Raw genomic sequence first — 25,956 nt, forward strand, 5'->3', positions numbered from 1 at the left:
GTGTGCTTGGAGTTGCTCAGACAGTTCGCAATACGATTTCAGTTGCAACAGCTGAGCAACGACATGAAGCCCTATGGCTGAACCCGCAAACAGCTTCTTTGACCGATGATCCTGAAAAATAGACCGATAATCTAGGACGTTGAGCACTTTGAGACATTGACAAACTACGGAAAATTCCTTATCGTTATCCATGGTTGGCTCCTTTGTTTGGGAGAATGATGGATAGCGCGTCATTCCCTAAACATAGGTGCTTTTTCTTTGTTTGTCTAGATAAATAAATACTTTATATTACAAATTAAGTAAATATTTGATGTGAGGTTTGATGCATCGGTAATGTACAACATACAACATTCTGAGCTTTCCGGGGAGAAATTAAGAAAATTGTTGTACGCCGTACAACTTACCTTCCTTAAATTCCCCAATTTCCCCAAAAATCCAGATAGGAGAATGCAAAAAAGCAACTAACCTCGTTCGGTTAGTGCTTGGGAGCGTCCACGGGATGAGTGGACATATGGGATTTGTGAGGGTTGGCGGGGTTGCTCGGCCGCGGGCTCGAGTTAGCGATGTTTTTCATCGCTATGACTCTGCTTTCGCACGCCTCGCGCGGGTTTCACCCCTCATAAGGATGATTTTCATCCTTATGGCGGGGCTGCTCGGCTGCGGGCGCGAGATAGCGATGTTTTTCATCGCTATGACTCACTGTTCCGCGCTTCCCCCCCGCATTCGCTCACTCCAGCGCATCTGCGCTGGCTCCCCCACCCGATTTCACAGCCGGATACCGGCGCTGAAATGGTCGTAGTCGTCAGCGGACGGGTCAAAAGCCGCCTCGTCCTCGCTCGGCACCGCATCGGTCACGGCCGATGCGTTCACCTCGGCGTAGCTCTCGGACCAATCCTCATTCACGGTGTGGGCCGGAATGCGGATGGAACCCTCCAGATCGTAGGCCATGGCGTATATCGCTGACTCTGACTCTGCTTGCGGGCGCTCCACTAAGCGTCCGCCGTGCAACTGCGCAATTTCTAGAGCAGATGTTATTTCCTGTTCATCAAGATGGATGTGCACCGTTGACTTCTCTCCGCCCAGTAATTCCGGCTTGTAGCCAAGCTCGTCCAGCGTATCAAGCGCAAGGAGTGCATCCCGCCCCTTTTCAAATTCAAAAAATATAGGAACAAAGCTCTTCATCGCACAGCATCCTTTCTTCCTCAACATGCAAAGTATGCCATTATCATCTGCATATTGCTCCCACATTATTCTACTCTGATAGCTTCCTGAACGAATGCCAACAGCTCCGCATGATACTCCGGCACAGCTGCCACCAAGTAAACAGCCTGTCCCATCTCTATCCCCACTTCGAAGCTTACACTTTTACCCGCATTTTCATCAGCACTTGTACTTGTACTTGTACTTGTACTTGTACTTGTACTTGCACTTGCACTTGCACTTGCACTTGTACCTGCACTTACCCCTGCATTTATTCCTGCACTTGCACCTGAACTTACCCCAGCACTCGCACTTGCCCCCGCACCCCCAAGCATAGCAATCGGATTACCAGCGAAATCCGTCACCTTCACGCCTGCCTCCTGAGCGATCAGCAAGCCCGCGTACAAATCCTCACCTTCGGAGTTGTACAGCACGACACCGTGCAGGTCGCCTCTGGCGAGCATCGCCCAGGTCAAGGATGGTGCCCACATGCGCAGCACTCTTTTAACCGAATGCTCTAGATGATGCCTTAGTCCCAACGCTTTATGATCGTGCTTGCCAACCCCATGGCCTTGTATCCATGAAATTGTGGACTTGGCCAACGGCCCTTCGGCTTCGCCTCAAGCTTAACATCCTCCTGCCAAGCACCTTCGTCCTTAACAGCAACATAATTTAGCCCCAAAGCCGAGTCACGAATTACTCCTAGGACGATTTGCCCTTGATAGCTCAATGAGATGCAAACGCCATAAAGCGGCATGCCCAAGGCGAAATTATTCGTTCCATCCAACGGATCGACATGCCACACCCAATCGCTGACTGCCCCTCCTTCACCTGCTTCTTCACTATATATACGATGGCTCGGAAAGACCGCCAGAATGTCTTCCACAATCAAACGATCCGCCTGAACATCCACTTCGGTGACCAGATCTCCACGATCATCCTTATGCTGAATAGTCAGCTTACCTCCAAAACACTCTCTTGCCAGCTCTCCTGCTTTCGTTGCCGCATTAACAGCAACCTCTCTCGCTAATGACCACTCGTTACGATTCATTCATGTAGTCCCCTTCATATAATCTAGCACTCCTCCTATTTTACCATATCTTCCCTGTAAAAGTTGTCGCAAAAGCAGACTGCTGCATTGACAAGCGGCCTCTACATAAGTGATAATATAGCAAAATCAGAAGCGATCTAAGATGTCGAAAGGGGCAATACGAGTATGGTTAAGCATCATCAACATAAGATTTTGGATTGTACGATTCGGGACGGCGGTTTGGTGAACGATTGGGATTTTAGCGTGGAATTTGTCCAAGACATGTATCGCGGTTTAAGTGCAGCCGGTGTAGAATATATGGAAATTGGTTATAAAAACTCGGAAAAGCTGCTTAAAGGCGGAGCGTCCGGTCCTTGGAGATTCTTGAATGAATCTTTCCTTCGTGAAGTTATTACCAAAAAGACGGAAACGAAACTATCTGCTCTCGTAGATATCGGCCGTGTCGATGAGAACGACATTTTGCCTCGTGAGGACAGCTTGCTTGACCTGATCCGCGTTGCTTGTTACATCAAAGATGTTGATAAAGGTCTTGAGCTTGTTCAAAAATTCAATGACATGGGCTACGAAACGTCACTTAATATTATGGCGCTTTCCCACGTAATGGAAAATGAACTGGTTGAAGCTTTCGAAGAAATCAATAAAAGCCCTGTTGACGTTGTCTATATCGTAGACTCCTACGGCAGCATGGATCATAAAGACATCGACTACCTCGTAACGAAGTTCCAACGTCTGCTTCCTGAGAAAGAACTTGGCTTACATATGCACAACAACCTGCAGCTAGCTTTCGCAAATACGATTACTGGTGCTTCCAAAGGTGTGACTTTCCTTGATTCCTCCGTCTATGGAATGGGCCGTGCAGCAGGGAATTGTACGACAGAGCTTCTTCTTAGCTATTTAAAAGGAGCACGTTACGACGTTCGTCCAGTACTTGAAATTATCGAGAAACACATGATTACGATGCGCCAAAAATGGGATTGGGGCTATCTCATTCCTTACATGATCGTAGGAGCGCTTGATGAGCATCCGCGTACCGCTATGGCTCTGCTCAGCTCCGATGAAAGAAATAATTTTGTAGATTTCTATGACCGATTGACTTCCGTAGAGACAGCTCCTATTATTCACAAAAAATAATATTTAAATTAAAAAAGACCCCTTATCGACTGTTCTCGAAGGCTCCGGCCTTCAGATCTATCGATAAGGGGTTTTCTATATGCCCTCGCCTTATCATCATTTGACGATTTTGGCGGATACCACGTAGTCTTCTGCATACGCACGGTCAATGAGGAAGATGAAATCCTCTTCTTCTCGGCGATACGGATTTTTTTTACGGAATACTTCAATATACTCACTCTCAATTAAGTCGGTACATTCCTCGTCTGCGTAGATCAATCCGTCTTCTAATCGTTTTAGCGCCTCAACCATAACCTCTCGCGGGTTGAGCTCCCCTTGAATCTCAACATAGACTCTAGTGGTAGCATCATGGTCTTGCAGTAAAATCGCTACTTTCTGGTTGGATTTGATGCGCACCTTCTTTTTCTGAGATATACTCATCTGTCCTACTCCTTTGTCAGTCTTCTTGCGTTATTTTATGTCACAAAGAATGAACGCGGACTAGGCTAATGAACGCTAACTTGACACTCCCTCAAAGACTGCGCTTTTCACCTATGTATGTAAATGTACCGAATAGAGAAAATAAAGAACGAATCGACACCGCTGACCAACAGTGAGCCGTTAGGAGTGAAATCTATCCGCTATGAGCCGCATATTGCTAATTGAGGACGAAGAACGCATCGCCAGGGTGCTCCAGCTGGAGCTAGAGCATGAAGGCTACGAGGTACATACAAGAGCAGATGGGCGCTCTGGACTGAATGCAGCCTTAAATGAGTCAGAATGGGAGCTGATCCTGCTTGACGTCATGCTGCCGGAGCTCAGCGGTCTAGAGGTGCTGCGCCGCATACGTCAGGCAAATGCTACCGTTCCCATTATCCTTCTGACGGCACGCGATGCTGTCCCGGACCGAGTCAGTGGACTTGACCAAGGCGCTAACGATTATGTGACGAAGCCTTTTGCCACGATCGAGCTGCTCGCCCGCATTCGCAGTCTCCTTCGCCAAAGAAGCCTGCAGGACCAGTCAGCTGAGCAGCCTCATTTGCTTAAAGTAGATGATCTAACCATGGATTTAAAGAGTAGAGCCGTTACCCGAGAAGGTTCACCGATCGAATTAACGCCTACGGAGTTTGATTTACTGCGATTCCTGATTCAGCACCAGGACGAAGTGATGTCGCGGGAGCAAATCATTTCAGAGGTTTGGGGATATGATTTCGTTGGAGATACGAACGTGGTCGACGTGTACATCCGATATTTGCGGCAAAAGGTGGATAAGCCCTTCTCCTCTAAGCTCATTCAGACGATACGCGGTATTGGCTACTTGCTGAAGGTTGAAACCTCCTCAAGCAAAGAAGCGGACGATTCTGCCGGTGAATCTAACCCCAAAGACGGACAAACACCCTCATGAGCCTTAAGCTTAAAATCACATTATGGGTTTCTGCAGGATTAATGTTGATTCTTTTTTTCAGCTTCACTTTTGTCTACTATATGTTCATTCGGGTCACGACCAAGGGCGAGTTGGAGCTGCTGAAGGATAAAGCCCGTACCTTGATTCTGAAGGATTTACCTAGTCATCCTGAGTATTGGCTGAATAACTCGCAGATGGAAGAGCTCCTCATTCCGCAAGAAATGGTACGGTATATCGCTCCAGATTCAAAGGTTGTTCACCAAATTTATTCCGACCCTAATCTGCTCCAATTTTCTCCCAGTTATGTAGACAAAGAAACGGTCATCTTAAAAACCGCGCCCGACGGAATTTTTATATTCGTGAAAATGCCTGTGTTCAAAGAAGGGCATCAAGTTGCCATTTTAGAAATTGGACGCAGCATGAGAAGGTTGGGCGAGTACTCCCGTATGCTTATCTCTATTCTTTTATTAACTTCCACTGGTGCGCTGATCCTAGCTCTCCTTGGGGGTTACTTTTACACGAATGTGCTCTTTCGTCCGCTTCAACAATTAGTTACCACGATGCAAAATATTGAAAAAAGCGGATCATTTAGACACATCCCCTTGCCCGACAAGCTCACGAATGATGAATTAACCATGCTTAGTGCAACTTTTAATAGAATGATCGATAGGCTGCAAGAAATGTTTCAAAAGCAGGAGCAATTCCTTGCGGATGCCTCACACGAGCTGCGCACGCCGCTCACGATCATTGAGAGCTACGCTAGCTTACTGCGAAGATGGGCTTTCCGGGACGATAAGCTGCGTGAAGAAGCGCTCGAAGCCATCATCTCTGAATCTGCCCAGCTGAAGATCCTCACGCAAAACCTGCTTTCCCTTACAGATAAAGAGAAAGAAGACTGTGAACAGAAGATCACCTTCGACCTCCTTCCGATCGCTGAGCAAACCGCAGCTTCACTTAGAGTTACATCTAGCAGAGAGATCGAGGTGCAGATTGACCAAGACCTCAAAGAGCTTCATATGAACGGGGACCCTTCGAAGATCAGGCAGCTTCTCATTATTTTGTTAGATAACGCACTGAAATACAGCCAGCTGCTGGTCGTGTTGAAAATCGGCGTCACTGAGAACACATGGGTCACCATCGAAGTCATTGATCAAGGCATTGGCATTGCGGAAAGTGACTTACCGCATCTTTTTGACCGCTTCTATCGGACGGATAAAGCAAGGAATCGCAAGCAAGGCGGCGTGGGTCTGGGACTAGCTATTGCGGAGCATATCGTTCAGAAGCATGGGGGGACCATTCAGCTCAAAAGCTGCTTAGGTCAAGGAACTTCCGCATTGATTACGCTGCCAAAAACGTGTGAATAAAACCATACGGAAATTGGTCGTCCCGTTATATGACAGCTCACCGCGTTCTATAGTCAAAATTAGGATAACCCTCAGCCATATGGCTTGAGGGTTTTTGTTTTTCACCTAGGAGTATGCTGCCCCGTTTTTCAGCACTACTGACTCGCTAGTAACGGATGTATGCCTCAATATAGTCCTCCTTCAAGCCTCGCTTGCGCACCTTGATCTGCAGAATACGCTGTTTGTAGCTCACTCTAGCCGTCCTTGGCTGAACAAGAGTCGGAAGCTTAATAATTCGGTTCTTGCCACTGAGAAAACCGGTCAGCTTAATCTGATTGGATTTCACAAACACCTGCATCGCTTTTGGATCTTCATCTTTGGCAATCTCCACTTTAATAATGACATGTTCATGCGTCTCAAAGATTTCAGAGCCCGCATAACTTTGGGAAGAAATACTGGCATCCAGATCTGGCATTGCTTTTTTCAGCATGTCCTGTACATATCCCTCAGCCCACGTCATATTATCTAGAAAGGTCTGCCCTTTTTCAGCGAAAGGCAGCTTTTGCCCAAGGAACTTCTCAACTTGCTCCCACTTTAGCCAAGGATGGCGATTAAACCCGCTCAAGCTCATCACCTCATTTTCACTACAGTATATGTGCCTGCTCCCTGATGTGACACCCGAAGTAAAAACAAGGGCACCTCTAGGCGAATACCCTCATATATTATAGTTGTGATAAGCGCAAGGGGGGTCGACTATGCCATCTATCGTAGGGAATGTCAAAATCATCAGCGTGGGGCCGAGCTCCGTCGTCCACTTCGGCGATTCCTTTATCATCGCACCTACAAGCTCCTCCAAAGCTTTTGCCGGAGCAGGCTCATTTAATACCGGGGATTTCCCTCGCATCTTTAATGCCTACAGCACGACCGTAACCAATGATTCTGACCTCATAGAAAATAATGCCAGCGGAATCATCATTTAAAATAAATTCATTTATAACCTGAGCGAGGTGTTCATCCAAAATGAACTGGACCATCCATCAGACCATTATGATTCAGCATTTGAGAGTGGATTCCGTGGCTAACTCCTCCGTTCTGCAAATTGGCACTGCCGGATCCGTCCGATCATTGTCCAATCTGTACAATACAGGCGGCTTTGTTGAATCCGCTCCAGCGCTTGGAGCAAGCCCAACGAACCCAATCTCTCTGGTTCCTTTACCACCGCCAACTTGATATATACCCCAACTCGGGCGTTACAAACTGATTGAAACTGGAAGGAGGTGCCTTTCCTAGATGAATAACTGCATAACTTGGCAGCAATGGGCCCAGCAGGTCTCCGCCTATATCGAAAGACAGAAACAGCGAATCGATACGCTTGAACAAACTGTAACCAAACTGCAAACGGACCTTAACGCCTTGAAAAATCAGAAGGGCGTCCATATCGATAGAATTGAATATAAATTCGACCAACTCAAAGTCGAAAAGCTAGACGGTACCTTAACAATCGGTATCAGTCCCAGCTTACTTGACAAAATCGATGACCTCACAGTGAATGGTGCCTCTGTGGGCAAAAATGCTGGAACAGATACGAATTCTTTTTTTCAGGGGCAAGGACAGGGGCAAGGACAAAGCCAAGGTCAAGGAGGGATAAGTACATTTGAAGGAATTGGTCTAAGGCAAGATCAGGAAAAAGCCCAAAGGCAAGGGACAGGGCATCAAGGGCAAGATCAAGGGCAAGGAACTGCCTCTGGTTTTGACATTCAGCAGGAAGTTTCCACTGGGATAGCACAATACTTGCAATATGGCGTTCATGCCGATATGAACAATCTCGAAAACAAATATCAATTCCCATTGGACGAGGATTACAAAGCCCTCATTATCGATGATATCCGCAAACAGCTAGACACCCGCATTCAGCTGTATATCAATCAATACCGGGGCGTTGGCTTCAAAGAACCGATAGAAGCCGTGACAACAAGCATCATCGAGAAAACAAAACAAGACATTTTCCGTGCAATTGAGAGTTACATATCCAGTTTACCAAGGAAGGAAGGCTAAACTATGCTGAACTTACATGTGGAAAACAAGCAGCTTTTCGTAGGTGATGTGCGAATCATCGGGGTAGCCAGTTCATCTATCTTTCTCATTGGCGATACAGAAGTTGTTTCATTGTCCTCCATGTTCGACACGCCACCTGAATCGGTCATCATTTCTCCTTTCATACCTCTTCCGTCGGAGGGATGACCTATGGTTCGCTTATCCATCGTCGGCGATGTAATAATTCATGACGTTAGCTCGGGCAGTATCATGCATACTGGCGATAACATCAACACAGCGCTAGAAACAACCGTCTTCGCTGTCCAACGCGAAGTTCCCTTCTATTATGGAACTGAGGGGAGCTTCAAAGCTTATCCCTTTTATCGAAGACCCTTTCCCATCCCCCAGCCTCCGGAACCCTTCACAATGTGTGTGGATAACTTAGGTTCATTTATTCGTGCACAGAACATCCGAATTCTTAGCGTTTCCTCTTCCTCTATCTTGCAGATCGGCAGTAATCGGATCACCAGTGCCGAAGCCCGCATCAAAAATATCCGCCAATTCGTCACAGATAAACCCGGCCCCAAAGAACAGACAACCTTTGTCAAACTTGGCAAGGAAGAAGGCAGTGGTTTCTTCGAAGTACTCTCTAAGAAATCTAAGAGAACGTTGATGAATGAAGGAAGGAATGATTGAATGAGTGAATGAGTGAGTGAGTGATTGAAATGAATGATTGAATGAAGGAGGGAAGGAATCCTTTGATTCCACATTCTCGGTCGCATGATGTTGTACAAAGAACCGCACCCCACTCGGCAAGCCTGAGTAGGGTGCGGTTCTCTGCTAGAGCCGGCTCACTTCGTGAGCAGCGGCTGGGCACGGCTGAGCAGCGCCGCCATCTCCCCGCGCGTCAGCGACGCGCTTGGATGGAACGTGCCGTCCGCGTAGCCGTTGACAAGGCCATTGCTGCTCATAGCAGCGATGGCCTCCGCCGACCAGCTTCCTGCCGGCACGTCGGTGAAGCCCTTCGCAGCAGCTCCGCCGCTGGCCTGCGAAGTCAACTTCAAAGCGCGGGACAGCAGCACACTCATCTGCTCCCGCGTCATGATCTGATCCGGCGCGAAGCGATCGCTGCTGATCCCTTGGATCAGCCCGCTCATCTTCGCGGTCTGGATATCCTGCCACGCCCAGTGGGTGGCAGGGACATCACTGAACGAGGCGCCTATCGCTCCCGCCTCGGCTTTCAACCCCAGCACGCGCACGATAATCGTCGCGGCTTCGGCTCGCGTAAGCGCCGCGTCCGGCTCGAACCGGTCAGCGGCTATGCCGAGCATCCAGCCTCGGTTCGCAGCGGCCAGCACGTCAGCTTGCGCCCAATGCTTCTGCATGTCGGCGAAGTAAAACCCATCCGACCACAGACTGTAATAGTCCCATGTATCAGACGATTCCTGATTCAGGCTCCAGCTTCCAGTCCCCTTCAAGTTGTACTTGTCTACCAATTTCAGTTTTTCTTTGAGCGACTGTTCGTTCTCGAACCACACGGTGTAGTCGCCGGGGCCGAGCTTATTCCCATATACACTAGACGCAGCATCAGTAGGGCTTATCGTAAAAGTTGCTACCGGTGATTGGCTAACAGCATCATACCGCACTGTTCCTTTATACATGTCAATCAGGTTCATTAATGTCTGATCGGATACACCAGATCCGTTTGCGGCAGCATCTTGATTCCAGTACCGCCCATAGAACGGAACACCAAGAACTATTTTATCAGCTGGTGCCTGCGATACTGCGTATTGAATCGATTTCTCGACAAACGGCAGGCTTGCCACAGGTCCCGGAGTTGGATCTCCAGGATAGCTTTCATCATAAGCCATGACCATTAAGTAATCACTTACCGCGGCTAATGCCTTGTAATCATACAAAGCAATCCAGCTCTTCGTTGTCCCTGTAGGGTTCGCTGCAACAGCCACGGATACTTCCATCCGGCTCGGGATTTTATCCCGCAGCATTTTGACCATATCCGTATATTTATCCCGGTAGGCTGCATCTACATTCTCAATATCCAAATTGATGCCGTCCAACTTATTATCCTCGATAGCCTTTACAATTTGATTCACAAGCGCTTCTCGATTATCAATGGCTTTCTCACCTAACGTCCTATCAAAATCATTACTAAGAAAAGGGACAACCTTCTTCCCTCTCGCATGCATGTCGGTTATGAAGGAAGGCTGAAGAGAATCGGATAGCTGCAAACTACCATCTGCCTGGATATTAAAATAACTAGGCGAGACAACATCGAGGGTCTGACCGCTTTTATCCACTTGCGAGGTATAGGAATTTGGACTCCCAAAGAAGAGATAGGACATCGTGAATTTCCCTTGAGACGAGCTAGCCTCAGCCTTAACACTAGGTTCTGAGCTTGTTGCCATTGTCAAAAGCCCCGCGGCGGCTAGTATAATCAAGCATTTGCTCCATCGATTTTTGGCTTTATTCATCGGCCACCTCCTATTTCTAGTATCTAGCTGCTTCTCTCTATTTTGCTAGAAACAATAGGAATGTGCTAGGAGTAAATATTGGGGATAACCAAGGATAAACGACTCCGTCGTCCTTCAGGGACGAGCGTGTTTGTCAAGGTAGATGCGAAGCAAAAGTATAAAACTTATACTTTCTAATCTACGAAAAAACGTTACTTGAGAGCATTCTGCTCCGAGTAACGTTTTCTAATAAAACTGGTAGTGATTACGGCCCTTGCCCTTCACTTTGTATAGAGCAATATCTACTTCCTTCATCATGCTAGTCGCATCGGTCTCATTCGAGCGGTACATCGTAATCCCCATACTTACTGTTGCGCGAAACTGTTGACCCTGTATTTCCCATGGCTGTTCAAAACACTGAACGATACGCTGGGCCACGCTTTCCACGTGTTCCTTACAATCCACCGCGGGCAATAAGATGGTGAACTCGTCGCCTCCCATGCGGGCAAACATATCAACCTCACGGAGACATCCTTTGATGCGGTGAGTGAAATCCTGCAAGAATGCATCTCCTACATCATGACCCATCGTATCATTAATCACTTTGAAATCATCTATATCTAAGTATAAAAGTCCAAACGGTCTCTTCGTCCGATTCGCTTTCAAAAGCATTTGCTGCAGATGCTCCTTAAACATTCGCCGGTTAGGCAAACCTGTCAGAGGATCATGAAAAGCCATGACTACAAGACGGCTTTCTTGATTTTTGCGCAGCGTGATATCCGTTAGAACAAAAGAAATCTCGGCTAGATCACCCTCATCATTACGAATTGGAATCGCGGTACACTCGAACCAAATGATATTCTTAGCAGCATTTCTCGCTCGAAATTCTAGCTTACTGCTGCTGCAAGTTTGTAAGGTTTTGATAAACATTTTATGTACATCCATTCCATATTCGGAATCGATAAAGTCCACCACTTGCTGAAAGTCACTAGGTATAAATCCTATCACCTCACTAAAACTCTTAGAGGCATAGGTCAAATTTCCATAAACATCAAATATGCTAAACAGATCCCAAGCCTGCTCGATGAATTGGCGTACGAATGTATCTTTTAGTAACGATGAATGGGTGCCAATATCCGGATCAGCCTTTTGACTCATTACTTTCGCAGCCCCTCTCGTTCTTTCTACATAGAGACTTAGGTAGCTTAGCATGGGAACATAAAGATTCAATTAAATTCAGCCAAAATTTTCGTCAATCGAAGTCGAATTATGACTCTTTTTTTACTCTATTCACATTTACTAGAATCTACAGGCAGATCAAAGTACCTACTTTGGAGTAAGAACCGCATCAAATCTCTTTAACTGGCAATAAAAGGATAGAAATGTCTAAGAGAATCGTTCTATAATGAAAGTAAACATGTGAGAGCGGGAACACCGTTCTCCCTACCAAGCTGTTCCGTTGCTGAGGAGGATTTCTAGTATGGCAGGAGAAACTATTTTAGTCGTCGATGACGAGCAAGAAATTGTCCAATTGATTCAACTTTACCTTGCGCGGGAAGGCTATAAAGTCATCAGCGCCAATAATGGACAAGATGTATTTGAGATCGTTAAGGAACATAAGCCTGATCTTATTATTCTGGACATTCTTTTGCCAGGACTTGATGGTATAGAAGTTTGCCGACAGCTTCGCAAAACGAGCAATACGCCGATCCTGTTCATCTCCTGTAAGAGCGAGGATATTGATATTATTCTCGGATTAAGCATGGGTGGCGATGATTATATGACGAAGCCTTTTAGCCCTAGTCAGCTCGTTGCTAGAGTCAAAGCTCATTTGCGTCGAAATTCCATTCGAGAGCAGCATCAGGATGATCCTCAGTTGGTGAAATTCCCTGGCCTCGAAATCGATCTGGTCAGCCACATCGTTCGCGTGAATCGACAGACCATATCGTTATCGGCCAAAGAATTCGATTTGCTTTCCTTAATGGCTAAGACCCCTAATCGGGTATACAAAATCGAGCACCTGTTTGAACTTATATGGAGCCTGGATAGCATGGGCGATCCACGCACACTCATTGTACATATTAGCAATCTGCGCAAGAAAATTGAATCCAACCCAGCGGAGCCTCGCTACATTATTACGGTTCGTGGTGTCGGATACAAATTTAACGGCTCGGCAGTTTAGAACAGTCGGTTAAACCATACAGTAATGTAATGCTGCAAAGGAACTGCTGCTGCCGCTATGACAAGTGCCGGAAGCATATTGGCTACATTCATTTTTTTAATCTGGAGAATGTTGAGGCCTACGCCAATAACCAGAATGCCGCCCACGGCTGTAATTTGAACGATCATAGCATCTAAGGATGCTTGGCTAAATGCCATAGCAATAAACGTCGCTGCCAGAGCGATGACCCCTTGCATCACGAACACGGACACAGCCGAGAAGATCACACCGATCCCAAGGGTAGATGCGAAGATAATGGATAAGAATCCGTCCAACAATGATTTGGTATATAAAATATCATGATTATGCCTCAGGCCGCCATCCAGCGGACCCAGAATAGCCATAGCTCCAATGCAATAAACCAAGGTGCATGTGACGAAACCCTCCGAGATACTGCTTGTAGGATGTGCTGTAGAATCTTTCCGCAGTACAGCTTGCAGCCAGTCACCAAGCTGTCCAAGCCTGTATTCAATGCGCAGAAGCTCTCCAATGATGCCTCCGACGACTACACTGACAATAACGAGCACGATTTGATTCGACTTTAATGCCATAGTAATGCCGAGCACAGTAATGGCGAGCCCAAGGCCCTGCATCACTGTGCTTTTTATGCCTTCCGAGATGCGGGGCAGCATCATTCCTAATAATCCCCCAATGATAATGGCGATTGCATTCACAATCGTCCCCCATAAAGCCATGTTGGTTCGTTCCCTTTCTGCCTTCTAGTCTGTGACAACCTTCTCATTCTACATGATTCTGCTCATAATTTCCTCCATCGTTGGAAATGGTATGAATAAGCAACAGGAAAGGAGGAATACAGCATGTCGAATGACAAATCGATGGATCCCATGACTGGCGACACGGTTGAGACGGACGGTATTTATGCTAATGAAGCAGGACGAGAGGTTACACTCAAGCGCGGCGACGAGTTTCCCGCCGATCTTATCTTGGGACGAACGACTTGGGAATTGCGAGGCTTCGCCGATGAAGCCGTGATTGATCATGACCAGTCTGAGCTTAACCCTATGCGCAAGCGTGTGGACGCGAGAACCTAATCATAGAACCGGGCTGTGAGGCATGCAGCTCGGTTTTGCCTGCGTATGATATACTATGGGGATGATATATCACGCGTTGGGGGAAGAAACATGAATGGAAAACGAATTATCATTGTAACTGGAGGGACACTCGGGGATTGGGCCCTAGGCGACATTCATGAGGATGACGTGCTTGTTGGCTCTGATCGTGGTGCCCTATATCTGATTCAACATGGCTATACGCCGCATATTTCACTTGGTGATTTCGATTCTGTCACTGCCGAAGAGTTGAGCCTTATTCGCTCTTCCAGTCTCACTTTCATCGATTGCGATCCGATTTTCAAGGATTTAACCGATACCGAAATGGCCTTTAACTGGGCATTGGCTCAGCAGCCTGATCATATCGTCCTGCTCGGCGCGCTCGGCACACGCTTTGATCACTCGCTAGCCAATGTACATCTGCTTCGCAAAGGTACAGAGCAAGGCGTCTCCTGTTCCATTGTCGATGCCAACAATCAAATCATTGTCATTAACCAATCCACTCGCATATTACGGGGGAGTTATACACATATTTCCTTGCTGCCGCTTAGCTTGGAAGTAACCGGTATCACGCTGCACGGTTTCCAATATCCGCTTCACCAAGCAACTCTTCAGATTGGACAGTCCCTCGGAATTAGTAATGTACTTATGGAATCCGAAGGGCTCATCGAACTCCAAACTGGCTTATTACTTGTGATTCAAAGTAAAGATTAAGCAAAAAATTTTAAAATTAGACAATCTCCTATGAATTCTATAGGGATTAACTCTGCTACAATGAATTGTACACCATAAATAAATTAAGATATTGAGGTCGTTCAACCATGCAGCATGTACAAGAAATTCCGGTAAAGAACCTTCATCATAAGAGTGTGCAATCCGTCATAACCCAATTTGCGGCCATACATTTACTTACGAACCGAGAAGCCGAAATTATAGGTCTCATCGCGCTCCATGGCTACAGTAACAAAGAAATAGCCGATCACTGCAACATTAGCGAAAAAACAGTTAAAGTCCATATTGATAAAATTATGGATAAAGTCGGAACTCGATCGATGCGCAAGCTTCTAGCTGCCATCATCAGCAATGCGGTTTAACCCACCGCACGCGCCAAATACTGCTATTCGAACTGGAGACAGTTTGGATAGCAGTTTTTTATAGGAGAGAATCTCTCTCTAGATGGCTAAACTAGGTATATTTCTCCCAACCTTTGCTTACAAATAGAGTAATAGATTATTCCTCTAGAAATGGTTGGTGTGCATATGAACTACCCAAGAAAGAGAATCCTTTTTTATTCGGTGCTAGCCGGACTATTTACTATACTCCTACTCGTATTCATCGGTCTAGACTCCTCGGGGTACCAACTACGGGGAACCTCACCAACTACAGCATTAATCCTTCATCAGGCCGATGCTCCAATCGTTGAATCTCCATCCCAAGCTCCGATCGAGGTCTCTAGTTTTGCCCTGGACAAGCCCGCTCCAAGCTTAGAAATAACACCAGCTCCTCCGCTTCTAGAGGTAACCAATTTGCCTGCGCCCTCCACCGTTACATTGGATACTTACGTTCCGGCTCCCTTTCTCGCTGCCATTCCATCGGCTGCTACCGAAGTAAAGGGTGCCGTCCAATCTCCAACAAGACCAACACCTCTGCCGCCCAAAATCAGCATCCCTGTCCTCAACTACCACAGTGTCACGATTGACCCAGGGAATGTTGTCGTTATTTCCCCAACCAAGCTCGAAGAGCAGCTGACGTATCTTCACGACCACGGCTACACCCCAGTCACGCTCTCTACATTTATCAGCCTTATCGAAGGAAAAAGTGTCGAGGCGGCTCCAGAGAAACCCGTGCTGCTAACTTTTGACGACGGATACATCGATAATTATGAGCAAGCGATGCCTCTTCTTGCCAAATATGCCTTCCCAGCTACCCTCTTTATTTCACCAGGTACAAGCGATCAGGAAGGTTACCTGAACTGGGAACAGATCAAAAAGCTGCAAGAAGCCGGCTGGGACATTCAACCTCATGGGATGACACACCCTCATCTCCCCCAGCTTTCCGCGGATCAACAAGCCTACGAAATCTTGGAAGCCAGAAAGCAAATCGAGGAAAAGCTCGGAACCAAAGCTGATGTATATTGCTACCCTTATGGCGAATATAACAAAACGACGCTGAAGCTTCTAAAGGATCATGGATTTCGTTATGCCTTTACGATTGAACAAGGCTTTGCAACAAACCAACAGTCCCCTTTTCTGCTCAAAAGGCTTTTTATTAACGGAGAAGAAAGCCTGAAATCGTTCATTCGCAAGCTTTCCACACACGATTAGGCAGCATTATTTTCGAATCCCTTATATGAAAAGGTAGTTCAAATTAATCATCTATATAGTATAATAGACCTATCATTCACGAGGGGCAGTAGTATGTCACAAGCAAATAAGCGCTCCAGCTTCCGACTCCATCTTCAAATTCCGTTATCCGCCCTGTTCAAAATCATTGGTATCAAAAACAAGGCAGCTGACACCAAACATTCTAAGATTATGATCCGAGATATTAGCGCAGGCGGAATACGTATTCACACCCCGTTGAATCTTCCTATCGATATGAATTTGCTGCTGGAATTCACTTTTCAACTGTTTCATCAAGAGATTAAAGTATTGGGTGTCCTCACGCGAAAAACGATGCTGAAGCCATCCCTCTATGAATACGGGATTGAATTCAGCATCGCAGATCCAATCATGGAGCAGCAGCTTACCAGTCATCTGATCTTATTAGGTGCTCGTTTAAAACATGCCAACATGCTGGCAAGCTGCAGCTTCTGTTCCGATGAGGACATGGCGGATATTTTCTCTACCACCTACGAAATTACATAGCAGCTGCAAGCTTCTGCACAAATTGTTCCAAGTACTGCTGATCGATGTCATCGAAACGGCTCTTGATAGGACTATCAATATCCAGCACCCCGACGAGCTCATTTCCTACAAGGATCGGTACCACGATCTCGGATTGGGATGCCGCATCGCAGGCAATGTGACCTGGAAATGCATGCACGTCTGGAACAAGTACCGTTTCCCGGCGTTCTGCTGATGTACCGCAAACTCCTTTGCCTAGTGGAATCCGTACACAAGCCGGAAGTCCTTGGAACGGTCCCAGCACGAGCTCCTTCTTGTCACTAGTCTCATCTAATAAATAAAAACCAACCCAATTCACATCACTCAGAAACTGTCCAAGCAGCGCAGCGGCGTTAGCCAAATTCGCAATGCGATTAGGTTCGTCATGTATCAAAGCTTCAACTTGCTGAATCAGCAACGCATAATGATCTTCTCTTGTTCCCTCATAACTCGACTTCGTAAACATCTCTCGTCATCCCTCTTCCCCAAATCATTTCTACCTGTCTATCATACCAAAAGATAACCTTCTTACCCAAATGTAAAGAAAGGGCGAGTCGGATTTCACTGCTTAGGCTCGATTTCAGAGCCTATCTCACTCAACCGCCGGAATTAAGCTCGATTTCCGAGCTTTCAAAACAAAAAAGGACAGTCAGCATCGTGCGCCAACTGCCCTTTGTTTATCCTTGCTCCGCATCAACGGAGCCGTCCATCCCTATTGCCCGTAATAAGCGCCCGCTCCGTGCTTTCTCAGAAAGTGCCGATCCAGCAGCGTTTGGTCCATTAGCTCTACCGCGGGGTTCAAGTTGTAGGTGCGGTAGGCAATCTTCGCGACCTCTTCCAGTACCACTGCGTTATGAACCGCATTGTGCGGATCCTTGCCCCAGCTGAAAGGAGCATGGCAATTCACCAACACGCTGGGGACCATCGCTGGATTCAGTTTCAATTCATTGAACGTCTCGATAATGACATTTCCCGTTTCCCGCTCGTAAGCTCCATTAATCTCATTCTCTGTCAATAGACGCGTACAAGGCACACCCCCATAGAAATAATCCGCATGTGTTGTACCAAGTGGCGGGATGCCTCTTCCTGCCTGTGCCCAGCTTGTTGCCCAAGCTGAATGTGTGTGTACAATACCGCCAATTGTAGGGAAAGCACGGTATAGAGCAAGATGTGTTGGTGTATCCGAAGAGGGCTTCAGCTTGCCTTCCACGATATTCCCTTCCAGATCAACGACAACGAGGTCTTCCGTTCTTAACTCCTCATAAGGTACGCCGCTAGGTTTAATCACAACAAGCCCTTGCTTCCGATCAATCCCGCTAACATTGCCCCACGTAAATGTGACAAGCCGATATTTCGGTAAATCCAAATTGGCTTCCAACACAGCATTCTTCAAGCTCTCCAGCACCTGATATCAACACCTTCCGATAAAATGTACATATGATTTCATATTATACACTTGTACGTACATGTTATCTAGATATCGGCGATATAAAGTTTTCACAATCAACTTGTATGTACAGCTTGTACACACATTATCTGTATATCCTAGGAATGAATAATAGAAAAAATGATCGTTTTCCCATCCGCTTCTAACCGTGTTTCAACAGAATAGCTGCCGATTTGTTTCGTTGTGGTTTCGAGAACACCTTTAGCCGCTGCGCGTTCACAAGCATCAGTAAACTGGCGATAGAAGATGTCTGCGTCATAGCCAAAAAGGAAATCCGTGAACTTCCGGATGCTCTCCGTATTACGGGCTAGTGTCCCGTTTTCTAGGTGCACAGTCACGCCATAAGTTATAAACTGAGGATCTAACCATAAGGACACTTCATTACTGTTGCGCACCTCGGCGGTCGCACCGCTCATCGCGACCCCTTTGGCCTCTGCATCTCGGAATAAGCGCAGCGTTGTTTCTTCAAGGTCGTAATTTGAGCCTCGCAGCTTGCCCGCTTCCTCCATCACATCATAGGCTTGCAGCATTCGCTGATCGGGGAATACCAGCTTCTTGTAGCTGCCATCCTTCGTAGGCACGACTTTGATGAACGCTTCACTTCCGCTTTTCACACTGATGCGCTTCGACTTCGTCTGCAAGCGAGTAATGATTTGCAGCGCTTCAGCTCGGGTAACCGTTCGTCCAACGCCGAAGTAACCGTTCGGGTAGCCTTCCATGATTCCCTTCGTCATGGCCTCGCCGATAAATTTCTGCTGTCTAGCCGTCGCACTTTGAAAATCACCGAATTGTGAAGCTGCTTTGAGACTGTACACTTCATCTTCCAAATACTCGGTTTCCTTGAGTAAATAGTAGAGAATTTCGGCGACATCTTCGCGTTTTAGCATCGCCTTATAGTCACTGAACTGACCTTTACTTATAAAATGAAGATCACTGGCCAAATCCAAATAAGGCTTTGCCCAATATCCGACTGTGTTCGGTTTGAACGTGAAATCCCGATAATCCTGCTGTAAAATACTTTGGTTGCTGGCGCTAAGCGTTTGCAGAAAACTCGATTTCCATTTGCGTTCGCCATTCGGATATTTATCTGTAAAAGCGAGCAACACGATTTTCACAAATTGATCAGCGGTCACAGAATCATCTGGTCGGAAAGTCCCATCAGGAAAGCCATCCAGTAACTCCTGCTGCACCATCTGACTTATCGTTTGCTCCGCCCAATGACCTCGAACGTCCGTCATAGCGGCAGCTTCACTCTTCCCTTGTACGACACCTATTGTCATTACGCAACAAATTGTTGCAATTGTAAGCCATTTATTCAGCTGTAACATCTTATTACTCTCCGCTTCTCCATAAGTTTTTGGCATCGTTTATACCAGTCTTTAGGATAAGCCTTCTACAATGCTTTGAGAACAGGCTTAAAGCCTAGTGATCCAAGGGGCCAAGAACTATCCACCATGGGACTATAGCCATAGGGATAGGTATGCAAAAAGACCATGCTTTCTACACATGTAGAAAACACAGTCCTTACTTTCCAACGAAAACGGCTCATTTAGCCGATCTTTTTCCCAACACCCACGGTAATAACTGAATTATAATAGCGCAGCCAATCTGTTATGTACAACATTTTGGTCAGGAAATCTGGCGCATTACCCTGCAGACTCGCATACTTTTCCTGCTGCAGCAGTTTATGCATCTCCCAGCTTTTCTGAAATATAGCTTTAATGAAAGCTTCCTCTGTTTGTGGCTTATGCAGATCCGTTCCGCGCGAGAATTCGATTTCCTCGATAATAACGCCTCGATAATAAGGATGTACATTCACGAGTTGCCCCGTATCAATGTAAGCAAGGCCTGTAAATTCGAAAGGCAGCCAAAATAAATTCGTCTTCCTGTCTTCCAGTTTAACTGTATAAACTAAGCCCAAGTTCAGAGCAATCGGCTGCGGATAGTTATTAATTTGGCCAGACCGCAAATGATCCACTATATGCTCAACGAAATTCATGGTGTTCTCCCTCTCCGTAGGACCTGATCTTTCATCCAGTGTCCTTACTTCATATTGCGCGTTAAGGCCTTCTATTGTCAAGACACCACATGAACGATACTACTTTATAAGCTTCTAATCATGTGCTGCTCCTATACTTTAAAGCGTCCAACAACACTTTGTAAGGCTTCAGCCGTTTCGCTAAGACTAATGACCGATTTATCAATGGCTTCCATCGCGTACAATTGCTCCTTTGTATGTGACACAATGGTTTGAGATTGCTGCGACGATTGTTTAGCTAGATGAGCCATCTCTGCAATGGAAGCAGACACTTCCTGGGACCCAGCGGACATTTCTTCCGTAGCTGAGGAAAGATCCTGCACCTGCTCCGTGATGTTGGCGATGGATTGAAGAATCCCTCCAAACATGTCACCAGACTGAGTAATCAACTGAACACCGTGCTTCACCTCATCCTTCACCTCCTGCATAGAAGTCACAGAAGCCAAGGCGTCTTCTTGTATCCCTTGAATAATATCATTGATTTGCGATTTATGATCAAATCCGCTTGGTTGCTATATAGAATGCCTACCATACTTTTTAAAGATAAGGCAATCTTTTCGTTGGTCATACTAGCCGTTTGTTCATTTACACCGAGCTTAGTGGATTGAACCATTTGATAGGATAGTCCAGCTGAAATCATAAACAGCACGATCAGAGCGACAAAACTTATCAGAAACTTAAAGCGTATTGAATGTATAAAAGAAACCACGAGCCCACCGCCTTAAGAGTTTTATTGTTGATTCGATTCTCCCCCTTGAAGCAAAACTCCTCTAGATTTCGAGCTATAGCTTATTTTAAAAATTACATGTAGAAGTTAGACTCATCTGCCAGTTCACTTTCGAATCCTATAAAGCATGAATTTTTTTATGAAAATGCGAACTTTTTTGTACTTGTAACGTCTAATTCAGAGAGGTGAGAGAATGGAGACGACCGGTGTCCATGTATTTGATTACTTAAAGTATGTATCTGAAACAACGGATCAGAAAGTGATTCTTCGCAATATAATGGAAACTTATGGGAACGATGTATGGAATTATGCGTTCAGCATTTGCCGCAACTCAGATTTAGCCGATGACATTACGCAGGATGCTTTCTTAAAAGTATATCGCAATCTTACTACATTCCGCGGTGAAGCTTCGGTCAAAACCTGGCTGCTTACCATTACACGTAATACCGCATATGATTACTTACGCAAAGCATTCTGGCGCAAAGTTACACTTGTTGGCTTCATTCAATCTGCAGGCACATCACAATCGGCAGAAACAGAAGCGATGGAAAAACTATATGCTAGTGATATATGGAAAAAAGTGATCTCTCTGTCTCCCAAATATAGAGAAATTTTAATTTTGCATGCCCATTATCAGCTATCAACGAAAGAAATGGCTGCCATCCTTAACATCTCGGAGGGAACCGTTAAATCCCGACTTCACCACGCCAGACTCAAGGTGATCAGTTTGAAGGAGCGTGAAGCGCTTGAAAACTCCTGATCCGGATGATTTACATAAGCAATTGGAATCAGGACCGCTTAAGCAATCTGGCTTTACTTCCAAGCTTCAGGGCGACATCGAGGAAGCCATTGAACGAAAGGAACGAGCGAAGCCGAAGGTAAAGCCTCTACTCTGTTTCGCCGGACTCGGTGCGATAGCTGCTGCGATACTGCTCTTTCCATGGAGTACAATCCATACTCAAAGTGATGCAGCTCCTGCAATGGATGCTTCTGTTACGACTGCATCAGCGTCCACTAGTTCGTCTCCTGCCCCAATAAGCACCGCACTGCTTATTGGGCTAAGAACCGAGCGTGAGTCTAACAATACGGAGGCGCAGCATGCTTTAGGACCTATTCGTTATAGTACCTACCGAACAATGCTTATAGCGCCGGTTCGCGGTCAACTGCAGAAAACGTCCGAGGGCACGGGAATTCTCATGCCTTACAAGCAAAATTTTTGGAAAATCGATTCCTTGGTTCATAAAACGAAAACAGACGAGGTCCACTATTTATCCGCGCATTTAGCTGATCAGCCCGTGAAACCAGAAGTGTTCCCCGATCAAGCTGACGAACAGTTAAATCGCGTGGAGACTCTGGTATTTGCTGGAAATCAATATGTTTCCATTGCTGAATCGGAGGAGGCTTGGCGAGGTAATGCCCCTTATCAAGCCGAACGCATCTGGGTTCGTACCCTCCCACAATTGAAAGAAGGGCATACCGTGCAGTTCTATAACAAACCGGTGGACAAGAACCATGTATCGCTCACCGATCTATATAGCAGCAGCATCAGCAGCCTCCTTCCAAATGTACCGAGCAGCTCAACCAAATTGCTTGGTGAGATTACAGGCCAAAGCTGGACCGTCCAGCGTGAACCAGGCCGCTGGGTCGGCAAGATTGCTGAGACACCGAGAAATAGCCCAGCGACGCCTGATAGCTACGTTCTACACGACTTCCCGCGCGAGCTGCCTGATAAAGTCATCAATCACGATGATCTTTGCTGCTCGTGGAGCGCCATTCAGTCCTCGTGGCCGCTTGCGACTGATGCGTTGACATCGCCGATGAATGATATGATCGTCATCTTCGAGAACGGCAAGCTCAAGTTCTACCCTTACGGGCAAGCGCCGGGGAACGCTCCACAGCTTAGCATAGACCTCCAGCCTGGTGAGAAGCTCGTCATGGCGCAGTGGGCAACCGATCACTACGTGCAAGAGTGGATCGATAAGGTCGGCCGCTATTTAAATAATGATCAGGTTCCATTGAGCTCCAGTGATGAAGTGGATAACGGTAAAGTTGTAAAAACCCGCTAAGTCCTATGACTTAACGGGTTTTCGTTGTTTACCAGCCTCTGCGAGCTCGCAAGCTCGTAATGTGGGCAATATGATGATTTCCATGCCATGCGTAATTGCCAACGTTCCAATCCAATCGAATCGTCTTCCCTGACTCTGGATGTACGAATGCACGTGCAAACTGCTCATGCTCCATATCCTGCAGAACAATCATCCAGCGGCTGTGCAATGCATCAAGCAAGGTAAGAGATAACTCCACCGGAGCCGACTTACCATCGCTAAGCTCAGCCCAGCGCTCCTCATAGTAAGGTCTGATCGTCGGCTCTTCTTCCGTAAGCGCCAGCTTAAACCTTGTGTAGCTGTTCATATGGCTGTCTGCAACGTGATGCACGACTTGTCGCAGCGTCCACCCTCCTGGGCGATAAGGCGTATCCAGCTGCTCGTCAGACAGCCCAGCAACCGCCTCACGCAGCCTGCTTGGTGTCGACTCGATATCAGCCATCCACTCTTGCAACTGCTCCCGTGAAATTTCACCTTCGTGTGCAAACAATCCAATAGGGTAGCGCAATTCATCCATGTGACCAAACCTCCAGCATCTTTTTCTCTATTATAGCGGAGTTTTGCTAGACTGCCCAACTGCGTCATCATATCCCAATCATCTCTTACCCGGTCACCTAGAGAAGACAGACGCTTTTACTGAAGCTTGGGTTGAAACGAGATAAAAACCAACCCTTAGTGGAGACTAATATAAATCCGAATAGATCCGCCCCCCCCCCCCGGTAGCGGAAGCATGAACGGCAATGAACCAGTGGCGAGGATGAGTTGATTGTACACGACCAAACGCCCCTTTTCACTGTTTCAAGCGCTGCGAGAAGGCTGAAAAGGACCTCTCAGCTGTCATTTCCGCTCGCTAGGCATGGGATTGAATCTGAGAAGGCCAAATCGGGCTTCTCTGCGGGTTTTCACTAGCGCGAGCGCTGCGAGAAGGCTGAAAAGGACCTCTCAGCTGACTTTTCCGCTCGATAGGCATGGGATTGAATCTGAGAAGGCCAAATCGGGCTTCTCTGCGAGGTTTTGCTAGCTCGAGCGCTGCGAGAAGGCTGAAAAGGACCTCTCAGCTGTCATTTCCGCTCGATAGGCATGGGTTTGAATCTGAGAGGGCCAAATTGGACTTCTCGTTGGGGTTTTGCTAGCGCCAGCGCTGCGAGAGTGCCGAAAAGGACCTCTCAGCTAACATTTCCGCTCGATAGGCATGACTTTGGATCTGAGCTTATATTTTTACTATTGTGGTAACAAATAAAGGCCACACAACCCGCAATCCCTGCAGTTGTGAGACCTTTCCTTCTTTAAACCTTATAAACATCAATGAACCTTTGTGCGAACCGGGGATCCCATTGAGTCCCCTTTCCCTCAGCGAGAATGGCCAGTGCCTTCTCGATCGGCATCCCCTTCCGATAAGGGCGATCGGAGGTCATGGCATCGAAGGCATCGGCTACCGCAATGATGCGGCCGAACTCAGGGATATCCAGGCCCTTCAGGCCATCAGGATACCCACCGCCATCATAGCGCTCATGATGTGAGCGCACGCCTGGAAGCAGAGGCGCCATAGCCTCAGCGGGCTCGATTTGCTTCAAAATCGATTCGCCGAGAACGGGGTGGAGCTTGATTTGCTCGAACTCCTCGTCGGTGAGCCGGCTTTCCTTCAGCAGCACATCGTCACGCACACCAATTTTGCCGATATCATGCAGCAGGGCGGTCTTGTTCAATAGATCGAGCTCCTGCTCGTTCAAATCTACGGCTCGTCCAATCAACAAGGAATAATTAGCAACACGCGTCGAATGACCTGCAGTGTAAGCGTCCCGAGCATCGAGTGCAGCAGCTAATGTGGAAAAGTAGCTCTGCAGCAGTTGGTTGTTCATTTTCTCACGCGTTTCAAGACCCTTTACCATGTGGTTAAAGCCCGCAACAAGCCGCGAAAATTCATCCGAATATAAGTCCGAGGCTCTGACCTGCAGGTCGCCGGATTGAACTTCTTTCATTGCCCTATATAAATCTCCAATTGGCTGCTGGATGTCTCTTGCTAGCATGCGCGCCCCTAAAGAGGAAAATCCGACTCCAAGCAGTAAAATGAGACCCGCCCATTTCCAATAATCGACCGTCAAATCCGAGGACTGTGAAATTAAGCGTATTTGGGTTGCTAAACTAAACAGAAAGAGCGGCATAGTCCCAATTAGGAATGCGCTTAGTTGAAACTTTCGTTGAATTGAAACGATGACTCGTCCATCCAAGGAAACATCTTCACCGTAAATGCGCTGTCCCAATTCCCGTATATGTATGAGCACCGGCCTGATAGCCTTAGCTGTCGTGAAAAACTCAAGTAAAGCATGCATGCTAGCAACAAGAACCGCGCCAATACCGGCAAGTCCAATATAAAAAACCGGAAGAGATAACCAACCACGCGCAATACCGATGCTTGCCATCGTCATAGCCGGGATCGATAAGCCAAGAAAGTGCGGGCCCATGATCCGCATCACCGAAAGCGCCGGAAATCGGTGCGTTTGCAAATAAGCATTACGAATGGTCTCTAGACCAGGAGACTCCTGCTCCAGCATCTCGCGAATAGGCTTCATATGCCTACGAAACACTATGATTTCAGCAAGCATCATCACGCATAGCGAGGTGATCATAATAAAGAATACGCGAACCATTTCCGCATTCGAAATCGTTAGTGTTGTAGAAATGATGACTCCCCCTACCACAACAACAGCGATCCCAGAGCCCATTATATAATTTAGCAATAAATTTCGTAGAAACTTTCTGTAAATCTGCACGATGTAGAATCCTCATTTCTATAGAGCTATCGATTACTACGACGAAATCTAGTGTTTTTCTCATTGTATAGCAATTCA

General features: G+C 46.8%; 32 protein-coding genes. 16 read left to right on the forward strand and 16 right to left on the reverse strand.

The features are described from left to right. Nucleotides 1-765: 765 nt before the first annotated feature. From G519_RS0119715 to G519_RS53040, 3 genes are all read right to left on the reverse strand, one after another. Nucleotides 766-1,182 (reverse strand): hypothetical protein, encoded by a 417-nt coding sequence (locus G519_RS0119715; protein WP_029196171.1) that lies wholly within the window; start codon nt 1,180-1,182, stop codon nt 766-768. 65 nt (nt 1,183-1,247) lie between these two features. Further along, nucleotides 1,248-1,691 carry a hypothetical protein gene (locus tag G519_RS53035; protein ID WP_051253520.1) on the reverse strand — a complete coding sequence of 148 codons (444 nt, stop codon included), beginning with the start codon at nt 1,689-1,691 and terminating at the stop codon, nt 1,248-1,250. Nucleotides 1,692-1,729: 38 nt separating this feature from the next. After that, nucleotides 1,730-2,251, reverse strand: coding sequence for an inositol monophosphatase family protein (locus tag G519_RS53040; protein ID WP_051253521.1), 522 nt, complete (start codon nt 2,249-2,251; stop codon nt 1,730-1,732). A 165-nt stretch (nt 2,252-2,416) separates the two neighbouring features. Between G519_RS53040 and G519_RS0119725 the strand changes: the two genes are divergently transcribed. Then, nucleotides 2,417-3,382 (forward strand): aldolase catalytic domain-containing protein, encoded by a 966-nt coding sequence (locus G519_RS0119725; RefSeq protein WP_029196172.1) that lies wholly within the window; start codon nt 2,417-2,419, stop codon nt 3,380-3,382. Nucleotides 3,383-3,478: 96 nt separating this feature from the next. Here G519_RS0119725 and G519_RS0119730 read toward each other — a convergent pair whose 3' ends face one another. Continuing rightward, nucleotides 3,479-3,802, reverse strand: coding sequence for a hypothetical protein (locus tag G519_RS0119730; protein WP_029196173.1), 324 nt, complete (start codon nt 3,800-3,802; stop codon nt 3,479-3,481). A gap of 202 nt (nt 3,803-4,004) precedes the next feature. Between G519_RS0119730 and G519_RS43710 the strand changes: the two genes are divergently transcribed. Continuing rightward, nucleotides 4,005-4,766, forward strand: coding sequence for a response regulator transcription factor (locus G519_RS43710; RefSeq protein ID WP_051253522.1), 762 nt, complete (start codon nt 4,005-4,007; stop codon nt 4,764-4,766). Beyond that, the gene (locus G519_RS0119740; protein WP_029196174.1) at nt 4,763-6,130 is read left to right on the forward strand and encodes a sensor histidine kinase; all 1,368 of its coding nucleotides are present in this window, start codon (nt 4,763-4,765) and stop codon (nt 6,128-6,130) included. Before G519_RS43710 ends, G519_RS0119740 begins: the two co-directional genes overlap by 4 nt. Nucleotides 6,131-6,275: 145 nt before the next feature. Here the strand turns inward: G519_RS0119740 and G519_RS0119745 are convergent, their stop codons facing one another. Beyond that, on the reverse strand, nt 6,276-6,734 hold the full coding sequence (locus tag G519_RS0119745; protein WP_029196175.1) for an Hsp20/alpha crystallin family protein: 459 nt from the start codon (nt 6,732-6,734) through the stop codon (nt 6,276-6,278). Between the two features lie 130 nt (nt 6,735-6,864). Between G519_RS0119745 and G519_RS0119750 the strand changes: the two genes are divergently transcribed. Genes G519_RS0119750 through G519_RS43715 form a run of 5 tightly spaced genes read left to right on the forward strand, consistent with a single transcriptional unit; the run spans nt 6,865 to nt 8,839 of the window. Further along, a complete protein-coding gene (locus G519_RS0119750; RefSeq protein ID WP_029196176.1) occupies nt 6,865-7,089 on the forward strand; it encodes a spore germination protein in 225 nt (74 codons plus the stop codon). A gap of 40 nt (nt 7,090-7,129) precedes the next feature. Then, nucleotides 7,130-7,339 (forward strand): spore germination protein GerPB, encoded by a 210-nt coding sequence (locus G519_RS0119755; protein WP_029196177.1) that lies wholly within the window; start codon nt 7,130-7,132, stop codon nt 7,337-7,339. Between the two features lie 60 nt (nt 7,340-7,399). After that, on the forward strand, nt 7,400-8,164 hold the full coding sequence (gene gerPC, locus G519_RS0119760) for a spore germination protein GerPC (RefSeq protein WP_029196178.1): 765 nt from the start codon (nt 7,400-7,402) through the stop codon (nt 8,162-8,164). Nucleotides 8,165-8,167: 3 nt separating this feature from the next. Beyond that, nucleotides 8,168-8,350, forward strand: a complete 183-nt coding sequence (locus tag G519_RS0119765) for a hypothetical protein (RefSeq protein WP_036633453.1) — start codon at nt 8,168-8,170, stop codon at nt 8,348-8,350. 3 nt (nt 8,351-8,353) lie between these two features. Beyond that, nucleotides 8,354-8,839, forward strand: coding sequence for a spore germination protein GerPE (locus tag G519_RS43715; protein ID WP_051253523.1), 486 nt, complete (start codon nt 8,354-8,356; stop codon nt 8,837-8,839). A 155-nt stretch (nt 8,840-8,994) separates the two neighbouring features. Here G519_RS43715 and G519_RS0119775 read toward each other — a convergent pair whose 3' ends face one another. After that, on the reverse strand, nt 8,995-10,635 hold the full coding sequence (locus G519_RS0119775) for an S-layer homology domain-containing protein (protein WP_029196180.1): 1,641 nt from the start codon (nt 10,633-10,635) through the stop codon (nt 8,995-8,997). Between the two features lie 225 nt (nt 10,636-10,860). Further along, nucleotides 10,861-11,772, reverse strand: coding sequence for a sensor domain-containing diguanylate cyclase (locus tag G519_RS47680; protein WP_051253524.1), 912 nt, complete (start codon nt 11,770-11,772; stop codon nt 10,861-10,863). A 322-nt stretch (nt 11,773-12,094) separates the two neighbouring features. Between G519_RS47680 and G519_RS0119785 the strand changes: the two genes are divergently transcribed. Beyond that, a complete protein-coding gene (locus G519_RS0119785) occupies nt 12,095-12,796 on the forward strand; it encodes a response regulator transcription factor (protein WP_029196181.1) in 702 nt (233 codons plus the stop codon). On the opposite strand, the gene G519_RS0119790 is transcribed toward G519_RS0119785, so the two are convergent. Next, nucleotides 12,793-13,530, reverse strand: coding sequence for a DUF554 domain-containing protein (locus G519_RS0119790; RefSeq protein ID WP_029196182.1), 738 nt, complete (start codon nt 13,528-13,530; stop codon nt 12,793-12,795). The two genes, G519_RS0119785 and G519_RS0119790, sit on opposite strands and share 4 nt — an antisense overlap. Before the next feature lie 123 nt (nt 13,531-13,653). Between G519_RS0119790 and G519_RS0119795 the strand changes: the two genes are divergently transcribed. The 5 genes from G519_RS0119795 to G519_RS0119820 all read left to right on the forward strand — a co-directional run bounded on the left by G519_RS0119795 (nt 13,654) and on the right by G519_RS0119820 (nt 16,772). Then, entirely contained in the window at nt 13,654-13,887 is a 234-nt protein-coding gene (locus G519_RS0119795; protein ID WP_029196183.1) for a hypothetical protein, read from the forward strand. A gap of 90 nt (nt 13,888-13,977) precedes the next feature. Next, nucleotides 13,978-14,619: a thiamine diphosphokinase gene (locus tag G519_RS0119800; protein WP_029196184.1), complete on the forward strand. Its 642-nt coding sequence runs from the start codon at nt 13,978-13,980 to the stop codon at nt 14,617-14,619. 107 nt (nt 14,620-14,726) lie between these two features. Beyond that, on the forward strand, nt 14,727-14,999 hold the full coding sequence (locus tag G519_RS0119805; protein ID WP_029196185.1) for a response regulator transcription factor: 273 nt from the start codon (nt 14,727-14,729) through the stop codon (nt 14,997-14,999). Nucleotides 15,000-15,164: 165 nt separating this feature from the next. Then, nucleotides 15,165-16,229: a polysaccharide deacetylase family protein gene (locus G519_RS49080; RefSeq protein WP_084160237.1), complete on the forward strand. Its 1,065-nt coding sequence runs from the start codon at nt 15,165-15,167 to the stop codon at nt 16,227-16,229. A gap of 93 nt (nt 16,230-16,322) precedes the next feature. Further along, the gene (locus G519_RS0119820; RefSeq protein WP_029196186.1) at nt 16,323-16,772 is read left to right on the forward strand and encodes a PilZ domain-containing protein; all 450 of its coding nucleotides are present in this window, start codon (nt 16,323-16,325) and stop codon (nt 16,770-16,772) included. On the opposite strand, the gene G519_RS0119825 is transcribed toward G519_RS0119820, so the two are convergent. The 6 genes from G519_RS0119825 to G519_RS0119850 form a co-directional block, all read right to left on the reverse strand. Beyond that, the gene (locus G519_RS0119825) at nt 16,765-17,256 is read right to left on the reverse strand and encodes a GAF domain-containing protein (RefSeq protein ID WP_029196187.1); all 492 of its coding nucleotides are present in this window, start codon (nt 17,254-17,256) and stop codon (nt 16,765-16,767) included. The two genes, G519_RS0119820 and G519_RS0119825, sit on opposite strands and share 8 nt — an antisense overlap. 246 nt (nt 17,257-17,502) lie before the next feature. Further along, complete coding sequence (araD, locus tag G519_RS0119830; protein ID WP_029196188.1) at nt 17,503-18,195, reverse strand: L-ribulose-5-phosphate 4-epimerase; 693 nt, start codon at nt 18,193-18,195, stop codon at nt 17,503-17,505. Between the two features lie 140 nt (nt 18,196-18,335). Continuing rightward, the gene (locus tag G519_RS0119835; protein WP_029196189.1) at nt 18,336-19,565 is read right to left on the reverse strand and encodes an S-layer homology domain-containing protein; all 1,230 of its coding nucleotides are present in this window, start codon (nt 19,563-19,565) and stop codon (nt 18,336-18,338) included. 221 nt (nt 19,566-19,786) lie between these two features. After that, nucleotides 19,787-20,236 (reverse strand): hypothetical protein, encoded by a 450-nt coding sequence (locus tag G519_RS0119840; RefSeq protein ID WP_051253525.1) that lies wholly within the window; start codon nt 20,234-20,236, stop codon nt 19,787-19,789. A gap of 131 nt (nt 20,237-20,367) precedes the next feature. Next, nucleotides 20,368-20,703: a methyl-accepting chemotaxis protein gene (locus tag G519_RS0119845; protein WP_244280157.1), complete on the reverse strand. Its 336-nt coding sequence runs from the start codon at nt 20,701-20,703 to the stop codon at nt 20,368-20,370. Between the two features lie 5 nt (nt 20,704-20,708). After that, complete coding sequence (locus G519_RS0119850; RefSeq protein WP_029196192.1) at nt 20,709-20,984, reverse strand: hypothetical protein; 276 nt, start codon at nt 20,982-20,984, stop codon at nt 20,709-20,711. A 211-nt stretch (nt 20,985-21,195) separates the two neighbouring features. Here G519_RS0119850 and G519_RS0119855 point away from each other — a divergent pair, with 211 nt between their 5' ends. Continuing rightward, nucleotides 21,196-21,762 (forward strand): RNA polymerase sigma factor, encoded by a 567-nt coding sequence (locus G519_RS0119855; protein ID WP_029196193.1) that lies wholly within the window; start codon nt 21,196-21,198, stop codon nt 21,760-21,762. Beyond that, nucleotides 21,749-23,068 carry a hypothetical protein gene (locus G519_RS0119860; RefSeq protein WP_029196194.1) on the forward strand — a complete coding sequence of 440 codons (1,320 nt, stop codon included), beginning with the start codon at nt 21,749-21,751 and terminating at the stop codon, nt 23,066-23,068. The genes G519_RS0119855 and G519_RS0119860 overlap by 14 nt, the downstream gene beginning before the upstream one ends. Before the next feature lie 28 nt (nt 23,069-23,096). On the opposite strand, the gene G519_RS0119865 is transcribed toward G519_RS0119860, so the two are convergent. Beyond that, nucleotides 23,097-23,624, reverse strand: a complete 528-nt coding sequence (locus tag G519_RS0119865; RefSeq protein WP_029196195.1) for a YfiT family bacillithiol transferase — start codon at nt 23,622-23,624, stop codon at nt 23,097-23,099. Between the two features lie 769 nt (nt 23,625-24,393). Beyond that, the gene (locus tag G519_RS0119870; protein ID WP_029196196.1) at nt 24,394-25,878 is read right to left on the reverse strand and encodes an HD domain-containing phosphohydrolase; all 1,485 of its coding nucleotides are present in this window, start codon (nt 25,876-25,878) and stop codon (nt 24,394-24,396) included. Nucleotides 25,879-25,956 lie beyond the last annotated feature (78 nt).

Source organism: Paenibacillus alginolyticus DSM 5050 = NBRC 15375 (genome assembly GCF_000422905.1).
Classification (GTDB): domain Bacteria; phylum Bacillota; class Bacilli; order Paenibacillales; family NBRC-103111; genus Paenibacillus_E; species Paenibacillus_E alginolyticus.